The organism is Clostridium aquiflavi (assembly GCF_031344075.1).
GTDB lineage: Bacteria > Bacillota > Clostridia > Clostridiales > Clostridiaceae > Clostridium > Clostridium aquiflavi.
This window is the reverse complement of sequence record NZ_JAVJAN010000040.1, coordinates 1-23,411: the sequence shown is the minus strand read 5'-3', so window position 1 is coordinate 23,411 and position 23,411 is coordinate 1. Positions and strand designations below refer to the sequence as shown.

The 23,411-nt window shown below is 26.8% G+C and carries 18 protein-coding genes, 1 pseudogene and 1 riboswitch; of the genes and pseudogenes, 2 read left to right on the top strand and 17 right to left on the bottom strand.

Going from position 1 to position 23,411, the window contains the following annotated elements; translation table 11 throughout:
- Window positions 1-154: 154 nt before the first annotated feature.
- The 3 genes and pseudogenes from RGC78_RS13450 to RGC78_RS13440 all read right to left on the bottom strand — a co-directional run.
- On the bottom strand, window positions 155-1,444 hold the full coding sequence (locus RGC78_RS13450; RefSeq protein WP_252224069.1) for a M18 family aminopeptidase: 1,290 nt from the start codon (window positions 1,442-1,444) through the stop codon (window positions 155-157).
- 156 nt (window positions 1,445-1,600) lie between these two features.
- Window positions 1,601-2,785 carry an RNA-guided endonuclease InsQ/TnpB family protein gene (locus tag RGC78_RS13445; protein ID WP_252224067.1) on the bottom strand — a complete coding sequence of 395 codons (1,185 nt, stop codon included), beginning with the start codon at window positions 2,783-2,785 and terminating at the stop codon, window positions 1,601-1,603.
- Window positions 2,727-3,341: pseudogene (locus RGC78_RS13440) on the bottom strand (IS607 family transposase); the annotation flags it as partial. The pseudogene RGC78_RS13440 and the gene RGC78_RS13445, both read right to left, overlap by 59 nt.
- Window positions 3,342-3,868: 527 nt before the next feature.
- Here RGC78_RS13440 and RGC78_RS13435 point away from each other — a divergent pair.
- Both RGC78_RS13435 and RGC78_RS13430 read left to right on the top strand, forming a co-directional pair.
- Entirely contained in the window at window positions 3,869-5,044 is a 1,176-nt protein-coding gene (locus RGC78_RS13435) for a cation diffusion facilitator family transporter (RefSeq protein WP_309556805.1), read from the top strand.
- A gap of 152 nt (window positions 5,045-5,196) precedes the next feature.
- Window positions 5,197-5,514 (top strand): hypothetical protein, encoded by a 318-nt coding sequence (locus tag RGC78_RS13430; RefSeq protein ID WP_252211707.1) that lies wholly within the window; start codon window positions 5,197-5,199, stop codon window positions 5,512-5,514.
- Between the two features lie 200 nt (window positions 5,515-5,714).
- Here the strand turns inward: RGC78_RS13430 and RGC78_RS13425 are convergent, their stop codons facing one another.
- From RGC78_RS13425 to RGC78_RS13360, 14 genes are all read right to left on the bottom strand, one after another.
- A complete protein-coding gene (locus RGC78_RS13425; protein WP_309556804.1) occupies window positions 5,715-7,346 on the bottom strand; it encodes a thiamine pyrophosphate-binding protein in 1,632 nt (543 codons plus the stop codon).
- Complete coding sequence (locus tag RGC78_RS13420) at window positions 7,333-7,800, bottom strand: hypothetical protein (RefSeq protein WP_252211705.1); 468 nt, start codon at window positions 7,798-7,800, stop codon at window positions 7,333-7,335. The genes RGC78_RS13425 and RGC78_RS13420 overlap by 14 nt, the downstream gene beginning before the upstream one ends.
- 573 nt (window positions 7,801-8,373) lie before the next feature.
- Entirely contained in the window at window positions 8,374-8,745 is a 372-nt protein-coding gene (locus RGC78_RS13415; RefSeq protein WP_252211703.1) for a hypothetical protein, read from the bottom strand.
- A 628-nt stretch (window positions 8,746-9,373) separates the two neighbouring features.
- Entirely contained in the window at window positions 9,374-10,840 is a 1,467-nt protein-coding gene (locus tag RGC78_RS13410; RefSeq protein WP_252211702.1) for a methyl-accepting chemotaxis protein, read from the bottom strand.
- 299 nt (window positions 10,841-11,139) lie between these two features.
- Window positions 11,140-11,862 carry an amino acid ABC transporter ATP-binding protein gene (locus RGC78_RS13405; protein ID WP_252224059.1) on the bottom strand — a complete coding sequence of 241 codons (723 nt, stop codon included), beginning with the start codon at window positions 11,860-11,862 and terminating at the stop codon, window positions 11,140-11,142.
- The gene (locus RGC78_RS13400; RefSeq protein ID WP_252211700.1) at window positions 11,849-12,508 is read right to left on the bottom strand and encodes an amino acid ABC transporter permease; all 660 of its coding nucleotides are present in this window, start codon (window positions 12,506-12,508) and stop codon (window positions 11,849-11,851) included. The genes RGC78_RS13405 and RGC78_RS13400 overlap by 14 nt, the downstream gene beginning before the upstream one ends.
- A gap of 80 nt (window positions 12,509-12,588) precedes the next feature.
- On the bottom strand, window positions 12,589-13,425 hold the full coding sequence (locus tag RGC78_RS13395) for an ABC transporter substrate-binding protein (protein WP_309556803.1): 837 nt from the start codon (window positions 13,423-13,425) through the stop codon (window positions 12,589-12,591).
- A 389-nt stretch (window positions 13,426-13,814) separates the two neighbouring features.
- Window positions 13,815-15,926, bottom strand: a complete 2,112-nt coding sequence (locus RGC78_RS13390; RefSeq protein ID WP_309556802.1) for a HelD family protein — start codon at window positions 15,924-15,926, stop codon at window positions 13,815-13,817.
- Window positions 15,927-16,089: 163 nt separating this feature from the next.
- Complete coding sequence (gene ftsH / locus RGC78_RS13385) at window positions 16,090-18,156, bottom strand: ATP-dependent zinc metalloprotease FtsH (RefSeq protein ID WP_252229365.1); 2,067 nt, start codon at window positions 18,154-18,156, stop codon at window positions 16,090-16,092.
- A 44-nt stretch (window positions 18,157-18,200) separates the two neighbouring features.
- Window positions 18,201-18,419 (bottom strand): DUF3006 domain-containing protein, encoded by a 219-nt coding sequence (locus RGC78_RS13380; RefSeq protein ID WP_252211696.1) that lies wholly within the window; start codon window positions 18,417-18,419, stop codon window positions 18,201-18,203.
- 134 nt (window positions 18,420-18,553) lie between these two features.
- Entirely contained in the window at window positions 18,554-19,081 is a 528-nt protein-coding gene (gene lepB / locus RGC78_RS13375; protein ID WP_252211695.1) for a signal peptidase I, read from the bottom strand.
- A gap of 66 nt (window positions 19,082-19,147) precedes the next feature.
- Complete coding sequence (gene lepB / locus RGC78_RS13370; protein WP_252211694.1) at window positions 19,148-19,666, bottom strand: signal peptidase I; 519 nt, start codon at window positions 19,664-19,666, stop codon at window positions 19,148-19,150.
- 325 nt (window positions 19,667-19,991) lie between these two features.
- Window positions 19,992-21,287 carry a diaminopimelate decarboxylase gene (lysA, locus tag RGC78_RS13365; protein ID WP_252211693.1) on the bottom strand — a complete coding sequence of 432 codons (1,296 nt, stop codon included), beginning with the start codon at window positions 21,285-21,287 and terminating at the stop codon, window positions 19,992-19,994.
- A 212-nt stretch (window positions 21,288-21,499) separates the two neighbouring features.
- Window positions 21,500-21,668: riboswitch (Lysine riboswitch) on the bottom strand.
- Window positions 21,669-21,903: 235 nt separating this feature from the next.
- On the bottom strand, window positions 21,904-22,578 hold the full coding sequence (locus RGC78_RS13360) for a hydrolase (protein WP_252211692.1): 675 nt from the start codon (window positions 22,576-22,578) through the stop codon (window positions 21,904-21,906).
- Between the last annotated feature and the right edge of the window lie 833 nt (window positions 22,579-23,411).

The following is a 23,411-nucleotide window of genomic DNA, read 5'->3' as shown; positions in this document are numbered from 1 at the left end:
TGTATCTTTATTTTTGCAAATGAAAAGACTGTCTCTTAATTAATACTCTTAAAATATTAAGCTTGATACTTAATTACTTTTTGTTTAGAGACAGTCTTGTTAATTTTTTAAACTAATGTTTATACTACACTATAAACATTAGTTTAAAACATGATTATAATGAAAGAAATTCCGTAAATGCTTTTATTGTATATTCATTATCTTTAACACTTGCAAGTTCTCTTACTGAATGCATTGAAAGTAATGGTGCACCCATATCTATAACTGGTATATTTAATTTAGATGCAGTTATTGGTCCTATTGTTGTTCCACCCTTAACATCTGATCTATTCACAAATTCTTGACATGGTACATTTACATTTTCACAAACTTGTTTAAATATTGCTGCTGCGTAGCTGTCTGTTGAATAACTTCCTGATGCCGCAATTTTTATAACTGGACCACCTCCAATAAGTGGTCTGTTTGTTGGATCATGCTTTTCTGTATAGTTTGGATGAAGAGCATGAGCTAAATCTGCTGAAATCATAACTGAGTTTGATAATGATCTCTTGAAATCTTCTCTATCTTTTCCAAGTGCTAATGTTATTCTTTCTAATATATTTTCAAGTAATGAAGAATTTGCTCCTTGAGATGTTAAGCTACCTATTTCTTCATTATCAAGTGCCACTAAAACTTTTGTTGCTTTATTAGATTTACTTTGAAGTAATGCCACAAGTCCTGCATATACCATCCAAAGGTCATCTAATCTTCCTGCTGAAATGAATTCTTCATTCATTCCAAATAAACATCCTTTTTCATATTCATATACAAATAAATCAAAATCTACGATTTCTTTTTCTTCTACATTTAAGCTTTCTGCAATTAACTTAAGTAAGTAACCGTCTTTCTCTAACTTATCAGTAGCCATTGTAAGTAATGGTAATGTATCTTTTTGTCTATTATATTCATAGCCTTCATTAATGCTTCTATTCATGTGTATTGCTAAACTCGGTATTATTAAAACAGGCTTATTTAGATCAACTAATTTAACTTGTGGTTTTAGTGGATTGCTTCCTTTTAATGTAACTCTTCCAGCTACCCCTAATGGTCTATCAAACCATGTGCTAAGTATTGCACCACCATAAACTTCTGTGTTTAATTTAACATAATGGTCTTCTACTGTCATTTCTGCATGTGGCTTTATTCTGAATCCTGGAGAGTCTGTATGAGCTCCTATTAATCTAAATCCTTCTTCTGCTATATCTCCACTTCCAATTTCGAATCCTATTATTGCAGATTCATTTTTCATAACATAGTATTTTCCACCATGCTTTAAATCCCACTTATCACATTCCTTAATTTCTACAAATCCTTCTTTATCTAAGATTGATTTAACTTCATGAGCACCATGAAATGCACTTTTACTATTATTTATAAAATTTAATAAATCTTTTGCTGTGTTCATAAAAATTCTGCTACTCAAAATATGGACAAATATACCCATATTGATATTATTACTACTTCAACGAATCCAATTTTGCCGAAGCTACTCTTGTTTGTAAGACTCTCCATAGTCGTAAATTCCCCAAATAGCCTTAGGTACATATATACATTTGCTTGATTATGCAACTTTGTATATTTTTGCATTTTCTAAATTAATTGAAGCATTATAATCTCTATCTATACTAGAATTACATTCATTACATTTATAAACCCTATCAGATAGTTTTAAATCTTTTTTATATGCTCCACAACAACTACAAGTTTTACTTGAAGGATAAAATCTATCTACAATTCTTAACTCAATTTCATTAAGATTACACTTGTACTCAAGTTTAACCCTAAACTCATAGAATTTTTGTTGTGCTACTGCCTTAGATAAATGCTTATTTTTCATCATTCCACTAACATTTAAATCTTCAATAGTTATATAGCTTGGTTTTTGCTTAACTATTTTATTAATTGTCTTATTTATATAGTCAGTTCTAATATTAGATAATCGTTGATGAACTCTTTGTACTTTGACTATTTGTTTTTGGATATTTTGTCTAGTAGCTTTTCCTTTCTTATTTTTATTTTTTAATTTAAAACTTTCATATTTTCTTGAAAGTCTTCTTTGTTCACGTTTCAACTTCTTTTGTAATTTTTTCACTCTTACAGTTTTATTAATATTCTTCTTGTGAGTACCATTAGAGATAACTGCAAATTCTTTAATTCCAAGGTCGATACCTATTCCTTTTGTATAAGGTCTATCTTCACTTTTGTGCTCTTCTTCAATTACTACTGATACAAAATATCTATCAGCTTTCTTAGATATTGTACCATTAACAACCTTTGCGTTAGTTGGGATATATCCAAATTCTTTTAGTCTTACCCACTTTAAAGTAGGAATATTAATTTTATGTCTTTCTGTTTTCCAATCTGTTTTATTATTTTTAGGAAAATAAAGTTTAACATCAGACTTATTCTTCTTCTTAAATCGTGGAAACTTAGATTGACCTTTGAAAAATCTTTTGTAGGCACTTTCAGCATTACAAATAGCTTTTTTCCTTGCTTTAGAACCACATAAATTTATCCATTTATATCCTTCTAAAATTTTAATTTCATTATTGATATACTTATCAAAGTTATTAGCACTTAAAGTCGCTTCTTTTTTAGAGATTAATCCATCTTGAAACTTTTTATATAATTCTTGATTTGTAGCCAAATACTGATTATATAACCATCTACAAATACCAATGCCTTGATTAATCTTCTTTTTCTGCTCTTCCGTTGGGTGTATCTCCGTTTTGTATGCTCGTAGCAACTTCTTTATCCTCCTTAATCTTTTTCTTATACTTTCTAAGACCATATATTCTACAACTAAACACATGAAGTATTGATATTGTATCTTGAACTAACTCTTCTTGTGGTGAAAGACTTTCATTATTTACAACTATAACTTTAGTATCAAATTTCCCTAAAAATCTTTCAAACCATGAATACCCAAATCGTATAAATCTATCTTTATGAGTTACTAATATAGAATCAATTTTGTTTTCCATACATTCCTCTAAAAGTTTGTTCCACTTTTTACGATTGTAGTTTAGTACACTTCCTATATCTGTAATAACTTCATCTACAATAATACCTTTAGCATTTGCAAAACTCTTTAGAAATTCAATTTGATTAGCTAAATCATCTTTTTGATTATTTGTAGAAACTCTAGTATATATAACTATCTTTCTATCTATATTATTCTTTAATCCCTTGAACTCTAAATATTGGTCATAAGTATAGTATCTTCGATTAGTTGGAGTACGTTTTGCTTTTAATATACCTTCTCTATCCCAACGTTGAAGTGTTTTAACTGATACATTTAATCACATTTTTTCAATATTTTTTAATAACTATTTTACACTCCTTTCAATATAATAGCTAAAAAACACCCTTCACAGTATAGCTTTAATATTTATTACAATTTTAAGATAATATTTATAAATTATATCTTAAAATATTATAGAAGCTCTTACATTAATAAGATTATTTTGACTATTATTTATAACTAAAAATTATTATATATTTACATAAATTACATATACAATAAATGTATGAATATAGTCATATTATCAAATTCTATAATTTAAATCAAACAATCTATAATATAAAAATACAGTTTATATCTTATTTTATCCTTTAATATAAAAAAAATTATATGAAATTTTAATTATTCCGCCCACTTTGCTTATGCATATATCAACACTCTGCTAAAACATAGCCTAATATAAAAGTATCAATAAATTTAATTATTAGCTATTAATTTTTACATTATAGCAACATTATATTTTACAAATACTAATTACTGTATTAGAATTAAATTATTTAATATAAAGCATAGGAGTGATTATATATGTTCTCAAAATTTCTAGTTACTAAGTTTATTAAAGATAATCACAATGTAAATGATGATAAAGTAAGAAATTCTTATGGTATTCTTGGAGGGCTTGTAGGAATTTTTATTAATCTTATACTATTTTTAATAAAAATTTCCGTTGGACTTTTTTCTTCAAGTATAGCTATTATTGCTGATGCATTTAATAACTTATCTGATGCAGCATCTTCTCTTATAACTATAATAGGTTTTAAGATGGCAAGTAAACCTGCTGATAAAGAACATCCTTTTGGACATGGGCGAATTGAATATATTTCTGCTTTAATTGTTGCATTTATGGTTATGCTTGTTGGTTTTCAATTTATAAAATCATCATTAACTAGAATTATAAATCCTGAAGCAGTTACCTTTGAAATTGTACCTTTTATTCTTCTTTTAATTTCAATAGGACTTAAATTTTGGCTTTCTGGTTTTAATAAATTTATGGGGAATAGGATTAATTCTTCTGCATTAAAAGCAGCTTCTGTAGATGCATTAGGAGATGTTTTTACTTCTAGTACTGTTGCTATTTCTTTTTTAGTTTCTAAGTTTACATCAATTCCTATAGATGGATTTATCGGACTTATAGTTGCTGGATTTATAGTTTATTCAGGTTTTTCATTAATAAAAGAAACTCTTAACCCATTGCTTGGTGAAGCTCCTGATCCTGAACTTGTTAAAGGAATAAATGATATGGTATTATCTTATGAACATATTACTGGATCTCATGATTTAATAATACATAATTATGGGCCTGGAAAGTGTATGGCTTCAATACATGCTGAAATTCCCTCAAACATTGATATAATGAAAATTCATGAAGTAATTGATAAAGCTGAAAGAGAGATTTCTGCAAAACTTAAGATTTATCTTGTTATACATATGGACCCTATATGTATAATTGAGGGTGAGGTTAAGGAAGCACACGATGAAATTCTAAAATTAATTGATGAATATGATTATATAGATTCTATTCATGACTTTAGAATCGTTGGTGATGGAAACTGTAAAAATCTAATATTTGATTTGGTTTTAAATGCATCTTTAAAAACATCTTTTAAAGATGAAGAACTAATTGATAATATTAGTTCAAGAGTGAAGTCAGTTCATCCTAAATATAATTGTATAATCACTTTAGATAAGCATTATCTTTAATAATTATTTATATTAATGTGTAAAATATACCTTCTATAAAGCATAAACTACTTTATAGGAGGTATATTTTTATTGTTTTTATACTATATATGTTATGAATTTATTTATAAAAAATAATTAATTAAGTTCTAAAAAAAAGGAGGTATTTTTTTATGAAGTGTCCTTACTGCAACAAAGAACTCGGAGAAAAAAATGAATGTATAACATCTACATGCTATGCATTTGAGAAAGTATTCCCAAGATATGATTTAGAAGAAGAGAAATCTTCAAAAACTAATGAAACTTTAAATACCACTAAAGAAAAACTTGATGATTCTACTATTAGTTCAAAACTTGAAGAAATTGAAAAAAATGCAACTAATCAAAAAAGTAATCCTATAGAAAATTCTACTGGAACAAGTACTAATGCAGGACTTTACATTTTAATTGCAATAATTATCCTATTAATTATTGGCTTTGTTTTTTTCTAAAATTTGATTTTTATCTGATCAAAATGGCATTGTAATTGGACTTTGAGAATACTTAATGATTATTGTCACATTTACTGCTTGTCTCAATTTCACATTGAGAACAAGCTAAAATGGGACTATAATCATTTTTAGTATTCCTAAGTTCAATTACTCAGTCCACTTTTTTATGCATATATCAACACTTTCCTTAAAACATGTTCTTATTTTTTATTCTTTAATGTTTTAAATCTATCTGCTGCTGCAACTTTTTCTGAACCATCAGTTATTATTTCAACTATTATAGGTTCACTGCATGAATATAACTCATCCTTTATTTCATTAAGCTGACTTAAATCTGTTATTTCATATGATTTAATTCCAGCTGCTTCCCCTATTGCCTTTATTGAAACTCTATCTTGAACTACTCCATTAATAGATCTTCCAAATAGGAATGTCATTCCCTGGTCAACGTAATTTAATTTTGCATTATTTATTACAAAGTATACTATAGGTAATGAATATTGTTTTGCTGTTAAAATTTCACTACCATTCATAAATACTGATCCATCTCCAACAACTACAGCATATTTTTCTGTATTTCCACTTAATGCTGCACCTATTGAACCTGCAACACAGTTTCCCATAGCTCCATAATTTAAACTAGCAATAAAATCTGATTCTTTTGGAATAAACAGATATTTATACATATAGTTCATGAATTCACCAATATCACACATATAAGTAGTGCTTGGATTTAATATGTTAGGAAGCATGTCTGCTAATCTTCTAACAGATATTCCTGTATGATCTTTTACATAATCATTATTTAATTTTTCTACTTTATTTAAAGTCACATTTTTATCTTCAATTTTTTCATTTATTATTGATAATGCTTCTGATAATTCATAATATACTTTAAATCTATCAATATGATCTTTATTTAAACTCTTTTTCTTATTATCTATTTGAATAACTTTATTTCCATCATTAAATAATGCATCATTAAAGTTTCTTGTTGCACTTTCTCCAAGGCTTGATCCTAATACTAATACACAATCTAACTCTTCTGTATCTGCATAATTTTGAGCAAAATCAGTACTATTAAATCCATAGTTTCCTATGTTAAATTCAAACTCACTATCTATTGAGCTCTTACCTTGAGGAGTAGTAGCTACATACCATCCTAATTTTGATGATAATTTCTTTATAATTTCACTATTTCCTTTAGCACCTCTACCAACTAATATGATACCTTTTTTAGCATCATTTAACATATTAATTGCTGTATTTAGTGATTCTTGATCATAATTATAACCTATTTTTTCAGCTACATAAGTTTTTATATCGTCTTCACTTATTTCTGTTGTAGGTAAGTCCATTGATATTGATAAATGAACTGGACCTTTAGGATCTTGCATTGCTAATTTTACTGCCTTATCTAATTCAGATAATACATCTTCTTTTTTAGTAACTGTTTTACTGTATTTTGTTATGCTTTCAGTTATAGGTGCTGTATCTAATTCTTGAACACAACCTTTGCCTATGCTATCACTTGCTGCATATCCACTAATAACAAGCATAGGAATATTATTTATGTATGCATCTGCTATTCCATTTATTGCATTAGTAATGCCTACCCCTCCACATAAAATTGAACAACTAAGTTTTTTACTTAAATCTGAATATTTTCCTGCTGAATAAGTTGATCCTGCTTCATTTTTAGTTACTACAAATTCGACCTTAGTATCATTAAGTGCATCATAAATACTTGCTACATTTCCTGATGGTATACCAAATACGTATTCTACACCACAACTTTCAATATATTTTGCTATAGCTTTAGATAATTTCACGTTTAAACATCTCCTCAATACATAAAATCTTATTATATTTTTTTACAATATTTATTGCTTCTGATTTTTCTTCTTCTGAATATTTATGTTCTTCTTTGAATATTGGCATAGTAATAAAGAAGACTATTTCATCATTTAAGAAAAATGGTATAAGACAAGTTGATACTATCCCAAAATCTCTTAAACAACTTGGTTTACTTGTATCTACAGAAAGCTTGTCTACAAATAGCGGCTTTTTTGTATTCATCATTTCAGATAAATACATATCATCAACTATTTTAAGCATTTTTGAAGCATGATATTTGCTCCAATCTTCAAATGAAATGTCTGTTAATTGTTTGTAATATGGTTTTATATAAGAATCATCAACTATTTTGTGAATTCCTACATCTTCATAATATATTACATCTTCTAATTCTTTGAATAGATTGTTTAGTAATTCTCTTGTGCTCATAATATGTTCCTTTCTGAAATTTAATATTTACCTAAAAACATTATTTATAAAAATAATATAAATATAGTATAATCATTATTATTTTACCATAATATTTCATACTTTGTATAAATATTACATTATTATATTAAAACATATTTTCGTACAAATACAACATATTATTTTTAAGCTATGTTTTATTAAAAACATTTGTATAAAATAATAGAAGTAACATTTTTGTTACTTCTATTATCACTTATGTATTCTTATATATTATGTTTAAATCCTAAGTTAAACCTTTACAATAGATTGTATAATCTGCTTGTTATATTTAAAACTTAAATACATTTTTAATTTGCATTCCAGCTATTGTACTTGCTGGCATAAGCATATACTTCTTTTTAAAATTTGAATTAATATAAAGATCACTCATTTTATCAAGAACATATTTATTCCAATTATAACATATAAATATATAATATTCCATAAAATATTATATATTTACATTTTTCTCATAATTTCAGTTAATTTTATCGGTTTTTAAATTGTAAAATAAATTTCTAGTAAAAATATGACTTATAGTATTTTTAAGTTTTATTTTATAAAATTTATATCTGAAATAACTTTCATGTAATCAAATACTTTATTAGCATTTTTCTTTATTTGAATATTAGCTATATCATTTTCTGGCATAACTATATATTTATCTTTAAAATCACAACTTATATATGCATTACATACTTTTTCATAAAATAATTTAGTATCAGGAAAACTCATTCTAAATTCCCTATTATCTATAACTAATATTAAATTACTTATGTCCATTGATTTAATAGTCTTTTTAAAAAGTTCCAGATACTCTTCTGCATCACTTTTAGAAAATAATCCTTCTCCCTTGATTATAAATTTATCATCTTCTACTCTCATAGTGTATTTACATAATAGATTTATTTTTTCTAGTTTCATAATTTCCCCCTATTAAATTAAAGATAAATTTTTTGTTGTTAATTACTTTTAAGTTGACAAAAAAATAAACTTTTATTATGTTCCATTTTTTATTTTTATTTAATCAAATTAAATCTTTTCACTAACTTTCACTACATATACCATATTAATAATTTACTTTTAAAGAAATAATAACATATTTTCTTATAATTTTCCATCTTTTTTTAATTTTCCACATATAAATTATACTTTGGATTTTATTTTATAATAAAAATTTATGTTCAAAAATTTTGTTATTTTAATATGTTTATAATTTCATTATTAATATGTATAATTTTTCAAGGAAATATATTTCAAAGGAGGACTTTATTAATATATAGAACAAAATCGCCAAGGCGACTTTAGAGCCGTCGATTTTTTTAGCCATGCACCCTTTCCAAATGTAATGCAGGAATAATGGTGCGGCATATGATTATTTTTTATTCTTTAGATGTACTCATCATTCCTCTGAAATACAGTATTCTATAAGTTATCCACAGATTTTCAGACGATATAATTTCATAAAGAATAAAATAAAAATACCATATGTTAGTGATTGAATCGTTTTAACATATGGTATTTAATTTACACTCTAAAATCAATACTAACTTTAACTCTGAATTTCACTAAGTTTAGTACTTAATTCATCTATATTCTTATATGCATTAGATATCCCATCTATATTATTGTTAAGTTCATTAATATTAGCTGATATTTCTTCCATAGCTGATGCTGTAGTTTCAACATTTTCACTTATATTATCCACTTCTGTTACCGTTTTTGAAAATACAGTAACTAATCCTTTAATTTGTTGATTTACATTATCTGAATGATTTAATACATTTCCTGTATTATTATTTATATTTTTAAATAAATCTTTTACTGTATTTGTATGTTCATTGCACACTTCTATTGATTTCTTTTCTTTTACTATTTCATCTGATACAGCATTAGTTCTTTCAGATATACTATTTAATATAGATATTATTTGGTTTGTTGATTCTTTAGAGTTTTCTGCTAGTTTTTTTACTTCATCTGCAACAACTGCAAATCCTTTACCATGTTCTCCAGCTCTTGCTGCTTCTATCGATGCATTAAGTGCTAAAAGATTTGTTTGTCCTGCTATTTCACTTACAGTATCTATAATTTTTACTATCTTTGAATTTTCTTCATTTAAATTATTAATTAATGTTACAGTGCTTATAATATTATCTTTTACTTTAATCATTTCACTTGATAAATCCTCAACTTTACTAGCTCCCTCTAAAACAACATCTTTTGTAGAAGATGATAATTCCGACATAATTTCCACTGCATTTGTTACTTCTCCTAACCCTTGCTCTCCAAGTTGCATAAATGATTGGATATTATTCATAGTTTCAACTTCTCTTGTTGCTTTATTTGCAACTTCATTTGAGGCCACTGATATTTGTTCTGATACTCCTGCAGTTGTATTAATACCCTCACTAATGGTAGAACTTGCTTCATTTAAAGATTCTATTGTTTCACTAAGCTTACCTAATAAAAGCTCTGTCTTAGATTTTGATTCATTACTTTCTTTAATTTTCTCTTCTAATATAATGTAAGTACGTTTTGTTATTATACATAATAATGTGCATATAACTAATCCACTTCCAATATATAAAAGTAAAAATATTAATTGATCATATCCTATGTTTGAAAACATTGTTTCTTTGTTTTTCATAAAAAAATAGCTCATACAAACAGCACTAGATATACATTGAAGAACTATTGGAATTGTCTCTTGATATAATATAATTAAAAAAATTGCTGAATAAAATATCATAAAATTAGATATTGTTGGTGACGTGCTCATTAATATTACACCAATTGTAGATATTGAAAATACCATGAAATACATTGATATATTAATACATTTTTTCTTTATTAAAATAAATTGTATAATGCTTAATACTATACCTGAACCTATTATTCCTACAACTGCCATTATAGGTGCTTTTAAATAATAATCAAAAATACCTCTTAATAATACTGAACTTAAAAATAGTACAAGCAAAATTTTATTTTTCATGTCTATAATTTTTTTGTTATCCATTCATTCTTCCCCCTATGTAGAATTATATCCTTATATTTTAAGACACAATTTTGTAAACTTATGAATAAATTTTGTTTTTATGCACTTAAATAGTATTTCCTACGTGTATAATATTAACATATTTTATTATATTTGTATATGATTTTACATTTAATTATATTTTATTTGCATAAAATTATACATAAAGTTACATAATATACAAAATAGTATTAATCTTACTAAAATAAAAAAAGCCAATAAACAACAAGTATTTTTCTACTTATTATTTATTAGCTTATTTATTGTCCCATTTGAAAAACTTAAAGTACTTTAGATAAAAAATCTATTGTTCTTGGACTTTTAGCATTCTTAAACACTTCTTCTGGAGTACCTTCTTCTACTATATTTCCGTCATCCATAAAAAGTATTCTATCTCCAACTTCTCTTGCAAATCCCATTTCATGAGTTACAACTACCATAGTCATACCTTCTGAAGCAAGATTTTTCATAACACTTAAAACTTCTCCTACCATTTCTGGATCTAATGCTGATGTTGGTTCATCAAATAGCATAACATCTGGTTCCATAGCTAATGCTCTTGCTATTGCTATTCTTTGTTTTTGTCCACCAGATAATGATGCTGGATATTCATTTGCTTTATCTTTAAGCCCTACTTTATCTAATAAATCTACTGCTTTACTTTCTGCTTTTTGCTTTGATAATTTTTTTACCTTCATAGGAGATAATGTTATATTATTCAATACTGTCTTATGTGGAAATAAATTAAATTGTTGAAAAACCATACCCATTTTTTCTCTCATCTTATTTATATCCACAGCTTTTGATGTTATATCTTTTCCTTCAAACTCAACTACTCCAGAGCTTGGATCTTCTAATAAATTAAGACATCTTAAAAATGTACTTTTTCCAGAGCCTGAAGGTCCAATTACAACAACAACTTCACCTTTTTTTATATGACAATCTATTCCTTTAAGAACTTCATGTTTTCCAAAACTTTTGTGTAAATCTTTAACGTATATCACTTACCTTCATTCTCCTTTCTACATATCCTAATGCTCTTGTTAGCGTAAATGTAATTATAAAATATACAACTGCTGCCACTATGACAGGTTCTAATCCTAATGCAGTATTTCCTTTTACAGTATTTGCATTATACATAAGTTCAGCTACACCAATTACAGAAACCATTGAAGATTCCTTAATTACTGATATAAATTCATTTCCTAAAGCAGGTAATATATTCTTAAATGCTTGAGGTATTATTATATTAAACATAGCTGTTTTTTGATTCATGCCTAAACTTCTCGCTGCCTCCATTTGCCCCTTATCAACTGCTTCAATACCAGCTCTAATTATTTCAGAAACATATGCTGAAGAATTAAGCGCTAATGCTATTGCTCCTGTCGTTATATCAGATAAATCTATTCCTAATAATTTAGGTAATCCAATATAGATTATGTATATTTGAACTAGAAGAGGAGTTCCTCTAACAAATTCTACATAAACTGTACCTATCATTCTTAATATCTTAAATTTTGAACGTCTTAAAAGAGTTAAACCAAGCCCCATAATCGTTCCAAAAAGTACTGCAAAGAATGCTAATACTATTGTAATTTCTGCTCCACTTAAAAAGTATCCATAGTATTTTTCTAAAAATGTAAAATTCAAAATTTCTCCTCCTCTCTATTTCCACCCCTGGGGTCCAATAAATTCCAAATGGAATTTATTGGACCCCAGGGGTAATCAATTTATTCCACCATATCATTTGCTTCTATTACAAATTGATCTATTTTACCTTCGTCTTTTAATTTTTGTATTGTTTTATTTATTTCACTCTTTAAATCATCTGAACCCTTATTCATTGCTATTGCTGATCCACCTTCTGAATCTTCTAATATAACATCTGTTAAAGCTATATCTGAATTCTTTTCACAATTAAACTCTGCTACTGGTAATTCTACTAATATTGCATCTATTTTATTATTTTTTAAATCTAATACTAAATCAGTAACTTTTCCTAATGCTTTCTTTTCAGCATCTGGAATTTTATCGTTAGCTAGACGTTCTTGGATTGATCCTTTTTGTACACCAATCTTCTTATCTTTTAAATCATCAAGTGATTTTATATTTCCTTCTTCACCTTTTCTAACTATAAATCCATGTTTTGCTGTATAATATATATCTGAAAAATCTGCATTTTCCTTTCTTTCATCAGTTGGTGTCATACCTGCAAATACCATATCCACCTTCCCTGCTTGAAGAGCTATAAGTAATCCATCAAAATCCATATCATTTATTTGTAATTCTACACCTAAATCTTCAGCTAATGATTTTGCCATACTAATATCAAATCCTACAATTTGATCTTTTCCATCTATTTCTTTATGAAATTCATATGGTGGATAATCTGCACTTGTTCCAACTACAAGCTTACCTTTTTGTTTTATTGATTCAAGCACTGATGCTGATTCTTTTGAACCTTTACTTCCTTCTGCATTTTTGTTTCCTGAACATCCAATTATACTTATTGCCATTGCTCCGATTGCCACAACTAATCCTAATTTTTTTAATAAACCTTTATTCATTACTAACGCCCCCTAATTACTTACTTAAAAATTTATTTGCTTTTATTTACTTCGTGGTATAATTATACACCATACATTTATATTTATGCAATAGCAAATGTATAATTATTTAATTTTTATTTATATTAATTAAATAATTATTTTTAATATACTATTAAATCTTGTTTTTATTTGATAATACGCAAAAATAAAGAGGTATAAATTAACATTTTAGTCTATACCTCTATCTTTAAATTATTTATTATGTATTTTTATTCTTATTTTCTGCATAAATAGTGACTGTCACTAACTTATCCCCCTTGCATAAATGGTGACTGTCACCAACTTGGCCAAACATGCTTAATAGCAGCTACTAAAATTAAAGTAGCTGCTATAATTTGTTTAATGTTTTATTTTTTCTTAATAAATGAAAGTCTATGAAGTGCTCTTGTACACATAATATATTTTACTAATGGATCAATTTCATGATTTTCTATTACTATAACGCCATCAAATTCTAATCCTTTTGCTAAATATGCTGGAATTAACACTTTTCCACCTTTATAAAGTATATCTTCTCTATCAAAGCTTTGAATACTAATCTTTTCTTTAATAATATGAGAAAACTTAGCAAGATCCTTATTTCCATTAAATATAATAGCTATATTTTCAAGACCATCTTCTTCATAATCTTCAATTATTGAAAGAATAGTTTCTACAAATTCATCATCTGAAGATACCTCTTCTTCTATTACTTTTTCCCCATGTCTAACTAATGGAATTATTCTATTATCATCCAAAAACTTAGTTGCATATTCCATTATTTCTTGAGTAGATCTATAACTCTTATTTAATGCATACTCTTGTACTTGTACATGCATCTTTTCCTCATTAAATAAAGGTTGTAAATTTAACATAGCTGGTTCTTCATTATTATTTATTAATCTTTGATTAGAATCTCCAACTATTGTATAACTTTTGCATCCTGTAAGCCCTTTTATCACTTCAAATTGTATAACACTATAATCTTGAGCTTCATCTATTACGATATGTTTAATTTCTTCTTTCATTCTTTTTCCATCTAATTTAATCATTAAATATAATATTCCACTTAAGTCCATGTATCCAAGTTGCTCAGTATCTGTTATATTTTTATAAATATTTATTATATCTTCATGACTTATCCAAGAATCCAATTCTTTTCTTGAATTAATTACATTTCTTACAATTTCTCTAATTTTCATTCTCTTTAAATATTCTAAGTTATTCTTTTCTATTTCTAAATCATCACTTGATAAAGAAGCTATTTTTTCTTTCATTTCCTGATTTAATTTATATACTTCTGCATCTCTTTTATCTTTTATTTTAGATATAAGTACTCTTTTTATTTTTTCACTTCTTCTAAATAGTGGCATATATTTATAATGTATATCAAATAGCTCTTTAATCTCTTTAATTCCTACTATTTCTTCGCCATTAAAAATTATTGGTTTAATATCAAAGTAATTTTGGCTTAATTTTTTTATTTCATGATTTAATAAATCTAAGAATTTTTTAGAACTTTTATATTGGTATTCTTCAAGAGCTGTTTTATTTCCACTCATAGCTTCTTCTATATATCTACTAAAACTTTTTATATATAAATCATCTATTCCTAATTCTTTTATAGCAAAGTTTTCAAATGTCATTTGTTTTATTCCCTCTTCACCTAATGAAGGAAGAACTTGAGCTATGTAATCCATAAATATATCATTTGGTCCAAAAATAAGAACCTTATTTCCAAATTGTTTTCTATAATTATAAAGAAGATAAGATATTCTATGTAATGCAATAGTTGTTTTTCCTGAACCTGCAACTCCGTTTACAACTACAACTTTATTCTTATCACTTCTTATTATTTCATCTTGCTCAGATTGTATCGACATTACTATATCTTTGAGTTTATCAGATGAATTTTCAGTAAGAACCATTTGAAGTATTTCATCTTTAACATCTACTTCTGAATCAAATATACCTTTAAGTTCACCTTTTTTTATTATTATTTGTCTTCTAGAAAGTATATCTGTATCAATTTCTCCTGTTGGACACGTATAACTAGACTTTCCTAATATACCTTTATAAAATAATGATGCAATAGGAGCTCTCCAGTCCACAACTACAGATTCATAAGTTTTTTCTACAGTTAAACCATATCTACCTATATAAAGTTCTTCTGGTAAATTTCCATCTTCCATAAAAGTTACTTTACCGAAATAAGGTACTTCCTTTAAACTAGTAAATTCTTTTAATCTTTTATCTATTGTCTTATAAGCTTCTTCTTTTACGTAATTTTCATGGTCAAAGTAATCTATAACTTGATCTTCATCATCTTTATATTCTTCAATAAATTTTTTTCTTGATTGCAGAATTTGATTAGTTATATCTTTTCTTTTTTGCAGATAATTAAGTATTTCACCGCTTAAAATTTTTTCAACTTCTTCTAACTTATTTTGTTCCATTAAAAATTCTAAATTTTGATTCAAATTAATTGTCCCCCTTGCTTCCTAAAGTAAATTTTCTTGATTTGAAAACATAAGGTTCAGATAATTCAACTTATTTTTTAAGCTAAATCAATCTAAACCTTACTATTAAACACTAGAGTTTTTATTTTAATTATGTTTAAAGATATTATTTTTCATCTTCTGATTACTTTGTGTCCTCAGATATTTCCTTAGTTAAAGTATCTTCAACTTTAGTTGAATCATCAATTTTTTTGTTTACATTTATTCCAACTTTTTTAAAAAACTCTGATTTTTCTTTTTCTTCATTTTCTTTTCTTATTCTCTCAAACTCTTCTTGTTTCTTTTTTTGCTTTTCCTTTTGTTCTTTATCTTTTAACTCTTTTTCTTTTAATTGTTTTTCTTTCTTTTCTTTCATTTCGGGATATTTCTCATAAACCATTTCCATGAATTCTTCACCAAAAAGAGTTTCTTTATCTAATAATATATTTGAAATTTTATCTAATAAATCTCTATTATCCCTAAGTATTTTTCTAGCTTTTTCATGAGCTTCTCTTATTATCTTTAATGTTTCTTCATCTAACATTGTTGATGTTTGTTCACTGCAATGTCTAACTGCTCTTCCATCTAAATATCTATTCTGTACTGATTCAAGTGCCATCATATCAAATCTATCACTCATACCATATACTGAAACCATACTTCTAGCTGATTGAGTTGCTCTTTCAATGTCATTTGAAGCACCTGTTGAGACAACATTAAATACTTCTTCTTCAGCAGATCTACCACCTAACATAACTGTAATTTGGTTCATTAAATCTTCTTTAGATATAAGATATTTTTCTTCTTCTGGAAGTTGCATCGTATAACCTAATGCTCCCATTGTTCTAGGAACTATTGTTATTTTATGAACAGGATCAGAGCCTTCTAGTAATGCTGCCACAAGTGCATGACCTACTTCATGGAATGCTACTAATTCCTTTTCTTTTTTAGATAATATTCTATCTTTCTTTTCTTTACCTGCAATTATAACTTCTACTGCATCTCTTAAATCTTCTTGAAGTACAAGTTTTCTTCTATTTTTTACAGCTCTTAAAGCTGCTTCATTAACAATATTTGCAAGATCTGCTCCTACAGCACCTGGAGTTCCCTTTGCTATCTCATCAAGATCAACATCATCTCCTAAGTTAACATTCTTAGCATGAACTCTAAGAATAGCTTCTCTACCTTTAAAGTCAGGTCTATCAACTATTACTCTTCTATCAAATCTACCTGGTCTTAAAAGAGCTTTATCTAATATTTCTGGTCTATTAGTAGCTGCAAGTATAACTATTCCCTTTGACGAATCAAATCCATCCATTTCAGAAAGTAATTGATTTAATGTTTGTTCTCTTTCATCATTGCTTTGCATTTGATTATCTCTGCTTTTACCAATAGCATCTATTTCATCTATAAATATTATACATGGTGCTTTAGTTACTGCTTCTTTAAATAATTCTCTAACTCTTGAAGCTCCAACTCCAACAAACATTTCAACAAAACTTGAACCTGAAAGTGAGAAAAATGGTACTTTAGCTTCTCCAGCTACTGCCTTGGCAATAAGTGTTTTACCTGTTCCTGGAGGTCCTACAAGTAAAGCTCCTTTAGGTAATTTAGCACCTATTTCTGTATATCTTTTAGGACAATTTAAGAAGTCTATTACTTCTTTTAATGACTCTTTAGCTTCTTCTTGACCTGCAACATCATCAAATGTTACTCCAATTTCATTTTCTACATAAACTTTAGCATTACTTTTTCCAATTCCCATGATTCCGCCGCCGCCGCCCATGCCGCCGCCTCCCATTCTAGAGAATAAGAATTTCCACATAACGAAAAACAATAACATTGGTAAAATCCAACTAATTGCAAAATCCATAATAGGACTTTGTTTTGGATTTTTACCTGTAAATTTTATTTTAGGATTTGAATTTCTTAATTTATTTATTAAATTTTCATCCTTAATATTAGCTGTATATAAAGTCTTTCCTTTAAATTCACTACTATCTGCTGGTGTAATTATTAAATTTTCTCCTGTTATAACTACCTGTGATATTTTATTTTGATCTATCATTTCATAAAATTCATCATATGATATTTGTTTTGTAGTTGCTGCTTCTCTAATATAGTTTGCAGTACTTATAAACATAAAAACTAGTAAAAAATATATTACCATTGTAATATATCCATTTTTCTTCTTTTTATTGTTACCTTGCATAGTATCATCCTTTCCTTATAATTTGCGAAAATATCTAAAAAACCTTATTTCCACATATTTTTCATCATATTGTTTATTGCTTCTTTTCTTTTTAATGTTTCTTCAACATCTATAATAAATATATCTCCGTTTTTAATCAAAATATCTCCATCTTTTATGTCACCTTTAGTCTTGGAAATCGTAGTTTCTAGCATATCTCCATTGAACGATTCAAGTATGACATGGTTTTCTTCAATTCTATCAACTATATATTTATTCCCCATATTATAAATACCCTCTCTTTATTTTCACTATATTTTAAGTTATTTTTTATATAAAATATAACTCGAAATTTAGCCTTAATCTAAATAAAACATCTTAACAACTAGTATATCATATTATTATAAAATAAGTACTATTAATTCAAGCGACCAAAGTCTTTAAAAGGCCAAATCTTAACCTGTGCCTTTCCTTTTATATCCTCTCCATCTATGTACGGATTAATCCATCTTCTAGCATCATTTGATCTTGCTCTATTATCTCCTAAAAAGAAGTATTTTCCTTCAGGAACATCAAATGTACCATCATAGTCCTCATTATTTTTCACGTAATTTTCAACTAGTTTTTCTCCATTCACACTTACGATTCCATCCTTTATCTCTATATGATCTCCTGGAAGTCCTATAACTCTTTTTATTAGTGTCTGTTGAAGTTCATCTGAATAAAATACAACTATATTTTCATGTTCTATCTTATCTAAATTGTAAATTTTAGTTACAAATAATTTATCTCCTATATTTAATGTTGGAACCATTGATTCACTTGGAATATATACATTATAAACTAAAAATTTATTCACCAAAAATGCTATCACCACTGCTGCAAATATAGGCACTATCCATTCAGTAAAAAAATTTTCTTTTTTTATCTTATTACTTTTTTCCATAAACCCATTCTCCTTTAAGAACCCCAATAATTAAAGTCCCTTTATAATTAATTAGCAATTTATCAACTATTTATACACTTTGAAGTCACTTATAGGATATATTTTTACTTTAGCTTTTCCTTGTATTTTTTCGCTTTTTATATACGGATTTTTCCAGTATCTAGAATCATCTGAATTTGCTCTATTATCTCCTAAAAAGAAATATTCTCCTTCTGGAACATCAAATATTCTATCATAGTCTTCATTATTCTTAACATAATCTTCTGCTAATTGTTCTCCATTTACGCTTACTATTCCATTTTTTATTTCTATATGATCTCCTGGAAGCCCTATAAGTCTTTTTATAAGAATCTCTTTAAGCTCATCAGAATCAAATATAACAATATCGCCTCTCTTTAGATTTTCAGGATTATGAACTCTTGTTGCAACAAGTCTATCCTTAACTTCTAAGGTTGGTATCATTGATCCACTTGTAATCCATACAGTATAAATTAAAAATTTCCATACTAATAATCCTATTACTACGGCACTTATAATTGTTAAACCCCATTCTTTAAAAAAACTATTTTTACTACTATCTTCCATATAAATTCCACCTTTCTGAAATTCCATATATACTACTATACTTTTTGAAATATAAACTAACTACATTATTTTTATAAATACACTATGTAATGTTAGAATTATTTTATCTTAATAGTATAACATAAAGTATTATATTGAAGCATTAAGGATTTATAACAAATTTATTACTTTAAAATAAGGCTAACAGCATGTTGATAGCAGAAAAATTCCTTGTAAAATAAAAAATGTGTATCAAAATTAATAAATCAATTTGATACACACTAAGATATATATATTATCTTGGGAAAGAATATTAATAAAAAGCTAATTTATTAAAAGATAATTATTAAATAACTTCATTTTGTATAAGATCTTCATAGGTTTCTCTTCTACATATAAGTCTTTCTTTATTATCTTTTACCATTATTACTGGTGGTCTTGGAATCTTATTATAATTATTAGACATTGAATATCCATATGCACCTGTTGTCATAACTGCTAAAATATCATTTGACTGTGGTGCTGAAATATTAATATCATTTAATAATATATCTCCTGATTCACAACATTTACCACAAATAGTTACCTTCTCTTTTAGGTCTTTCTCAACTTTATTTGCTAACATACATTCATATTCAGCGTGATATAAAGCCGGTCTTATATTATCTGACATACCACCATCTACTGATATATACTTTCTCACTCCAGGAATATTTTTTATTGCTCCTACAGTGTATAAAGTTATACCTGAATTTCCAACGATACTTCTACCTGGTTCTATTATTAACGATGGCTTTGATTGACCTGTTCTAGAACAAACCTCATCAACCTTGTTCAATATTGCTTTACAATACTCCTCAGTTGTTTTTGGTTTATCTCCTGTATTATAGTATATACCAAATCCACCACCTAAATCTAGTTCTTTTATTAAATAACCTGTATTTTGTTGAATTTTTTTTATTAAACCTAGCATAATTTCTACTGCATCCTCATATGGTTTAATCTCAAATATTTGAGATCCTATATGACAATGTAGTCCTGATAGTTCAATATTAGTAAGCCCTATTGATTTTTCTATAGCATCTTCTATCATATTAGCAACAGGTGCAAATCCAAATTTAGAATCCACTTGACCTGTTTTTATATACTCATGAGTATGCGCTTCTATTCCAGGTGTTATTCTCAAAAATATTTTTTGAACTTTATTATAACTTGCTGCAATTCTATTTAAAGCTTCCATTTCATAATAGTTATCAACAACAAATCTTCCAACTCCTAGTTTAACCCCTAGTTCAATTTCGTCTAATGTTTTATTATTTCCATGAAATATTACTTTTTCTAAAGGAAAACCTGCTTTATGAGCTGTAAAAAGTTCTCCTCCAGATACAACATCTAGTGATAAATTTTCTTCATTTATTATTTTACACATTTCAATAGTTAGAAATGCTTTACCTGCATATGCAACTCTATTTGACGAATTATCACACTTAAAATATTTATAATACTCATTACAGTTTTGTCTTATTAAACCCTCATCCATAACATATAATGGTGTACCATATTCCTTTACTAACTCAGTAGATTTAATTCCCCCAATTATTAATTCATTGTTATCAATTTTCATACTTCCAAATAATTTCATTTTTCTACCCTCCAAAAATTTGTCTAAAAACAAAAGTCACAGATATTAATCTGCGACAGGTAGAGTCTACTTAATTAGGATTTTTGTTGCTTATCGCTTATTGCTAAAATCATTAAATAGTATTTTTTAATACTATAATTATTATAACTAATACAAACTAAATCTAAAAATATAAATTTTGATTTAACTTTACTAATTATATCGCAACTATTTCACCTTGTAGCTCTCCACAGTTAGTGACAGTTATGTACATATTTTATACATACCCAGAAATAATTATTTGCATAAAAATTATTTCTTCGGCTATAACACCTTTCTTTATAAATCATCATCTGCCGACTCCTTATAAATACTCATCATTACAGCACCTCTACCCTAGGTTTTAGGCACATGAAAGAAAATAATAGACCAAATGTGTGTCGTATATTTTTCAAATGTACCTTATTCTATATTTCATTATATTAAATTTTATTATTTTTGTTAAAGATATCATATCACAAATTTAATCTATTTCAATACTTTTCAACCTATATTTTTTAACTTTATTAATTTATTAAAAATTTTGTAATAATTATCAAATAATTTGTTAAACTCATTAACTACAAATCATAGTTTTTTATTCGTTCCTATATTTGTCCATCAAATCTCCCATTATACTTGCAGATGATGGTGGAGTATAAGTTATAGCATTTGCCCCTGCTTCTATTGTTTCCTTTATTGATGCAATTGTTGGTCCACCAGTTGCAATAATAGGAAATTCAGGATATCTGCTTCTTATGTTTCTCACTATTTGAGCTGTATTTTTACCTCCAGAGACATTTAATATCGTTGCGCCTGCCTCTATTCTTTCAGTAATATTTTCATCTTCTGATACAACTGTTACTACAACAGGTATATCAATAGTAGCTCTTATTTTTCTTATTATTTCATTTGAAGTAGGTGCATTTACTACAACACCCATTGCACCTTTAAACTCTGCATCCATAGCTAAATTTATAACCCTTTTTCCTTGAGTTATACCACCACCAACTCCACAAAAAACTGGTACATCAGCTGCCATTACAAGTGCTTGTGTTATTAGTGGCTGAGGTGTGAATGGATATACAGCAATAATTGCATCTGCATTAGTATTTCTAATTACAGCAACATCTGTACTAAATAATAATGATTTTATCCTTTTACCAAAAATTTTAATTCCACCACAATCTCTAATTACAGAAGGAACTTCAACTACATGATTTCTTAATGTCCCCTTTATCTCTGGAACTAACTTTGGCTCTTTTGATGCCATTTTTATTCCCCCTCTATTAAGAATTACAAAAGTTATAAATAAGATTACAGTTTAAAAATACTATATATTAATTTATATAAATTAAAGTAATCCACTTTAAGCTAATCCTATATTAACTTTTTTATTAAATATATTATACTCTTTATCATGTAATTTCTTAAAGATATTTTTACTACTTAAATTAAATAATTAAATAAATTTAATAATTTTTTGTTTATATCTCTGAATTTTATACACGTTTTATATAATATTCACAGCATTTATAATAACTTATGCACATTATCCACATGTTTTATCCACAGTTTTGTGAATATTGTTAATAAATATTTATTATGCATATTTTTTATCCTTACATCTAACTTTTAATAATATGGTATCGTATTAATTTTTACACATTTCTATATATAGTTACATTTTATTTGGTACATGCTATATATTGAGGTACCTATATTTTGTCTACTTTTATTTATCCCCATATTTATCAACAGGCAATTATTCAATCCACAAAATGTGTACACCCCTGTTTTGGTTAGGTTTATAAGCGTTTCACCTATGTACATTAAAATATTTAATCCACAAAGTTATACACAGATATTTTCGACTTATGTTCATTAAAAAAATTTAAAGTTTTTGTTATATTTTAAATTAATTTTGCTGATTTTAGTTCTACATATTATAGTTTTACTAGTTAAATAAAAGTTATACAAGACATTTTTAGGATAAAAATATATGGCTATGTTTTTAAGTGAATGTCCAAATTTTACATTTGGAAACATGAACTTACTCAGCGAATCTAAATGAGTCGAGTTTCATTTTTAACTTCTGTCCATGAG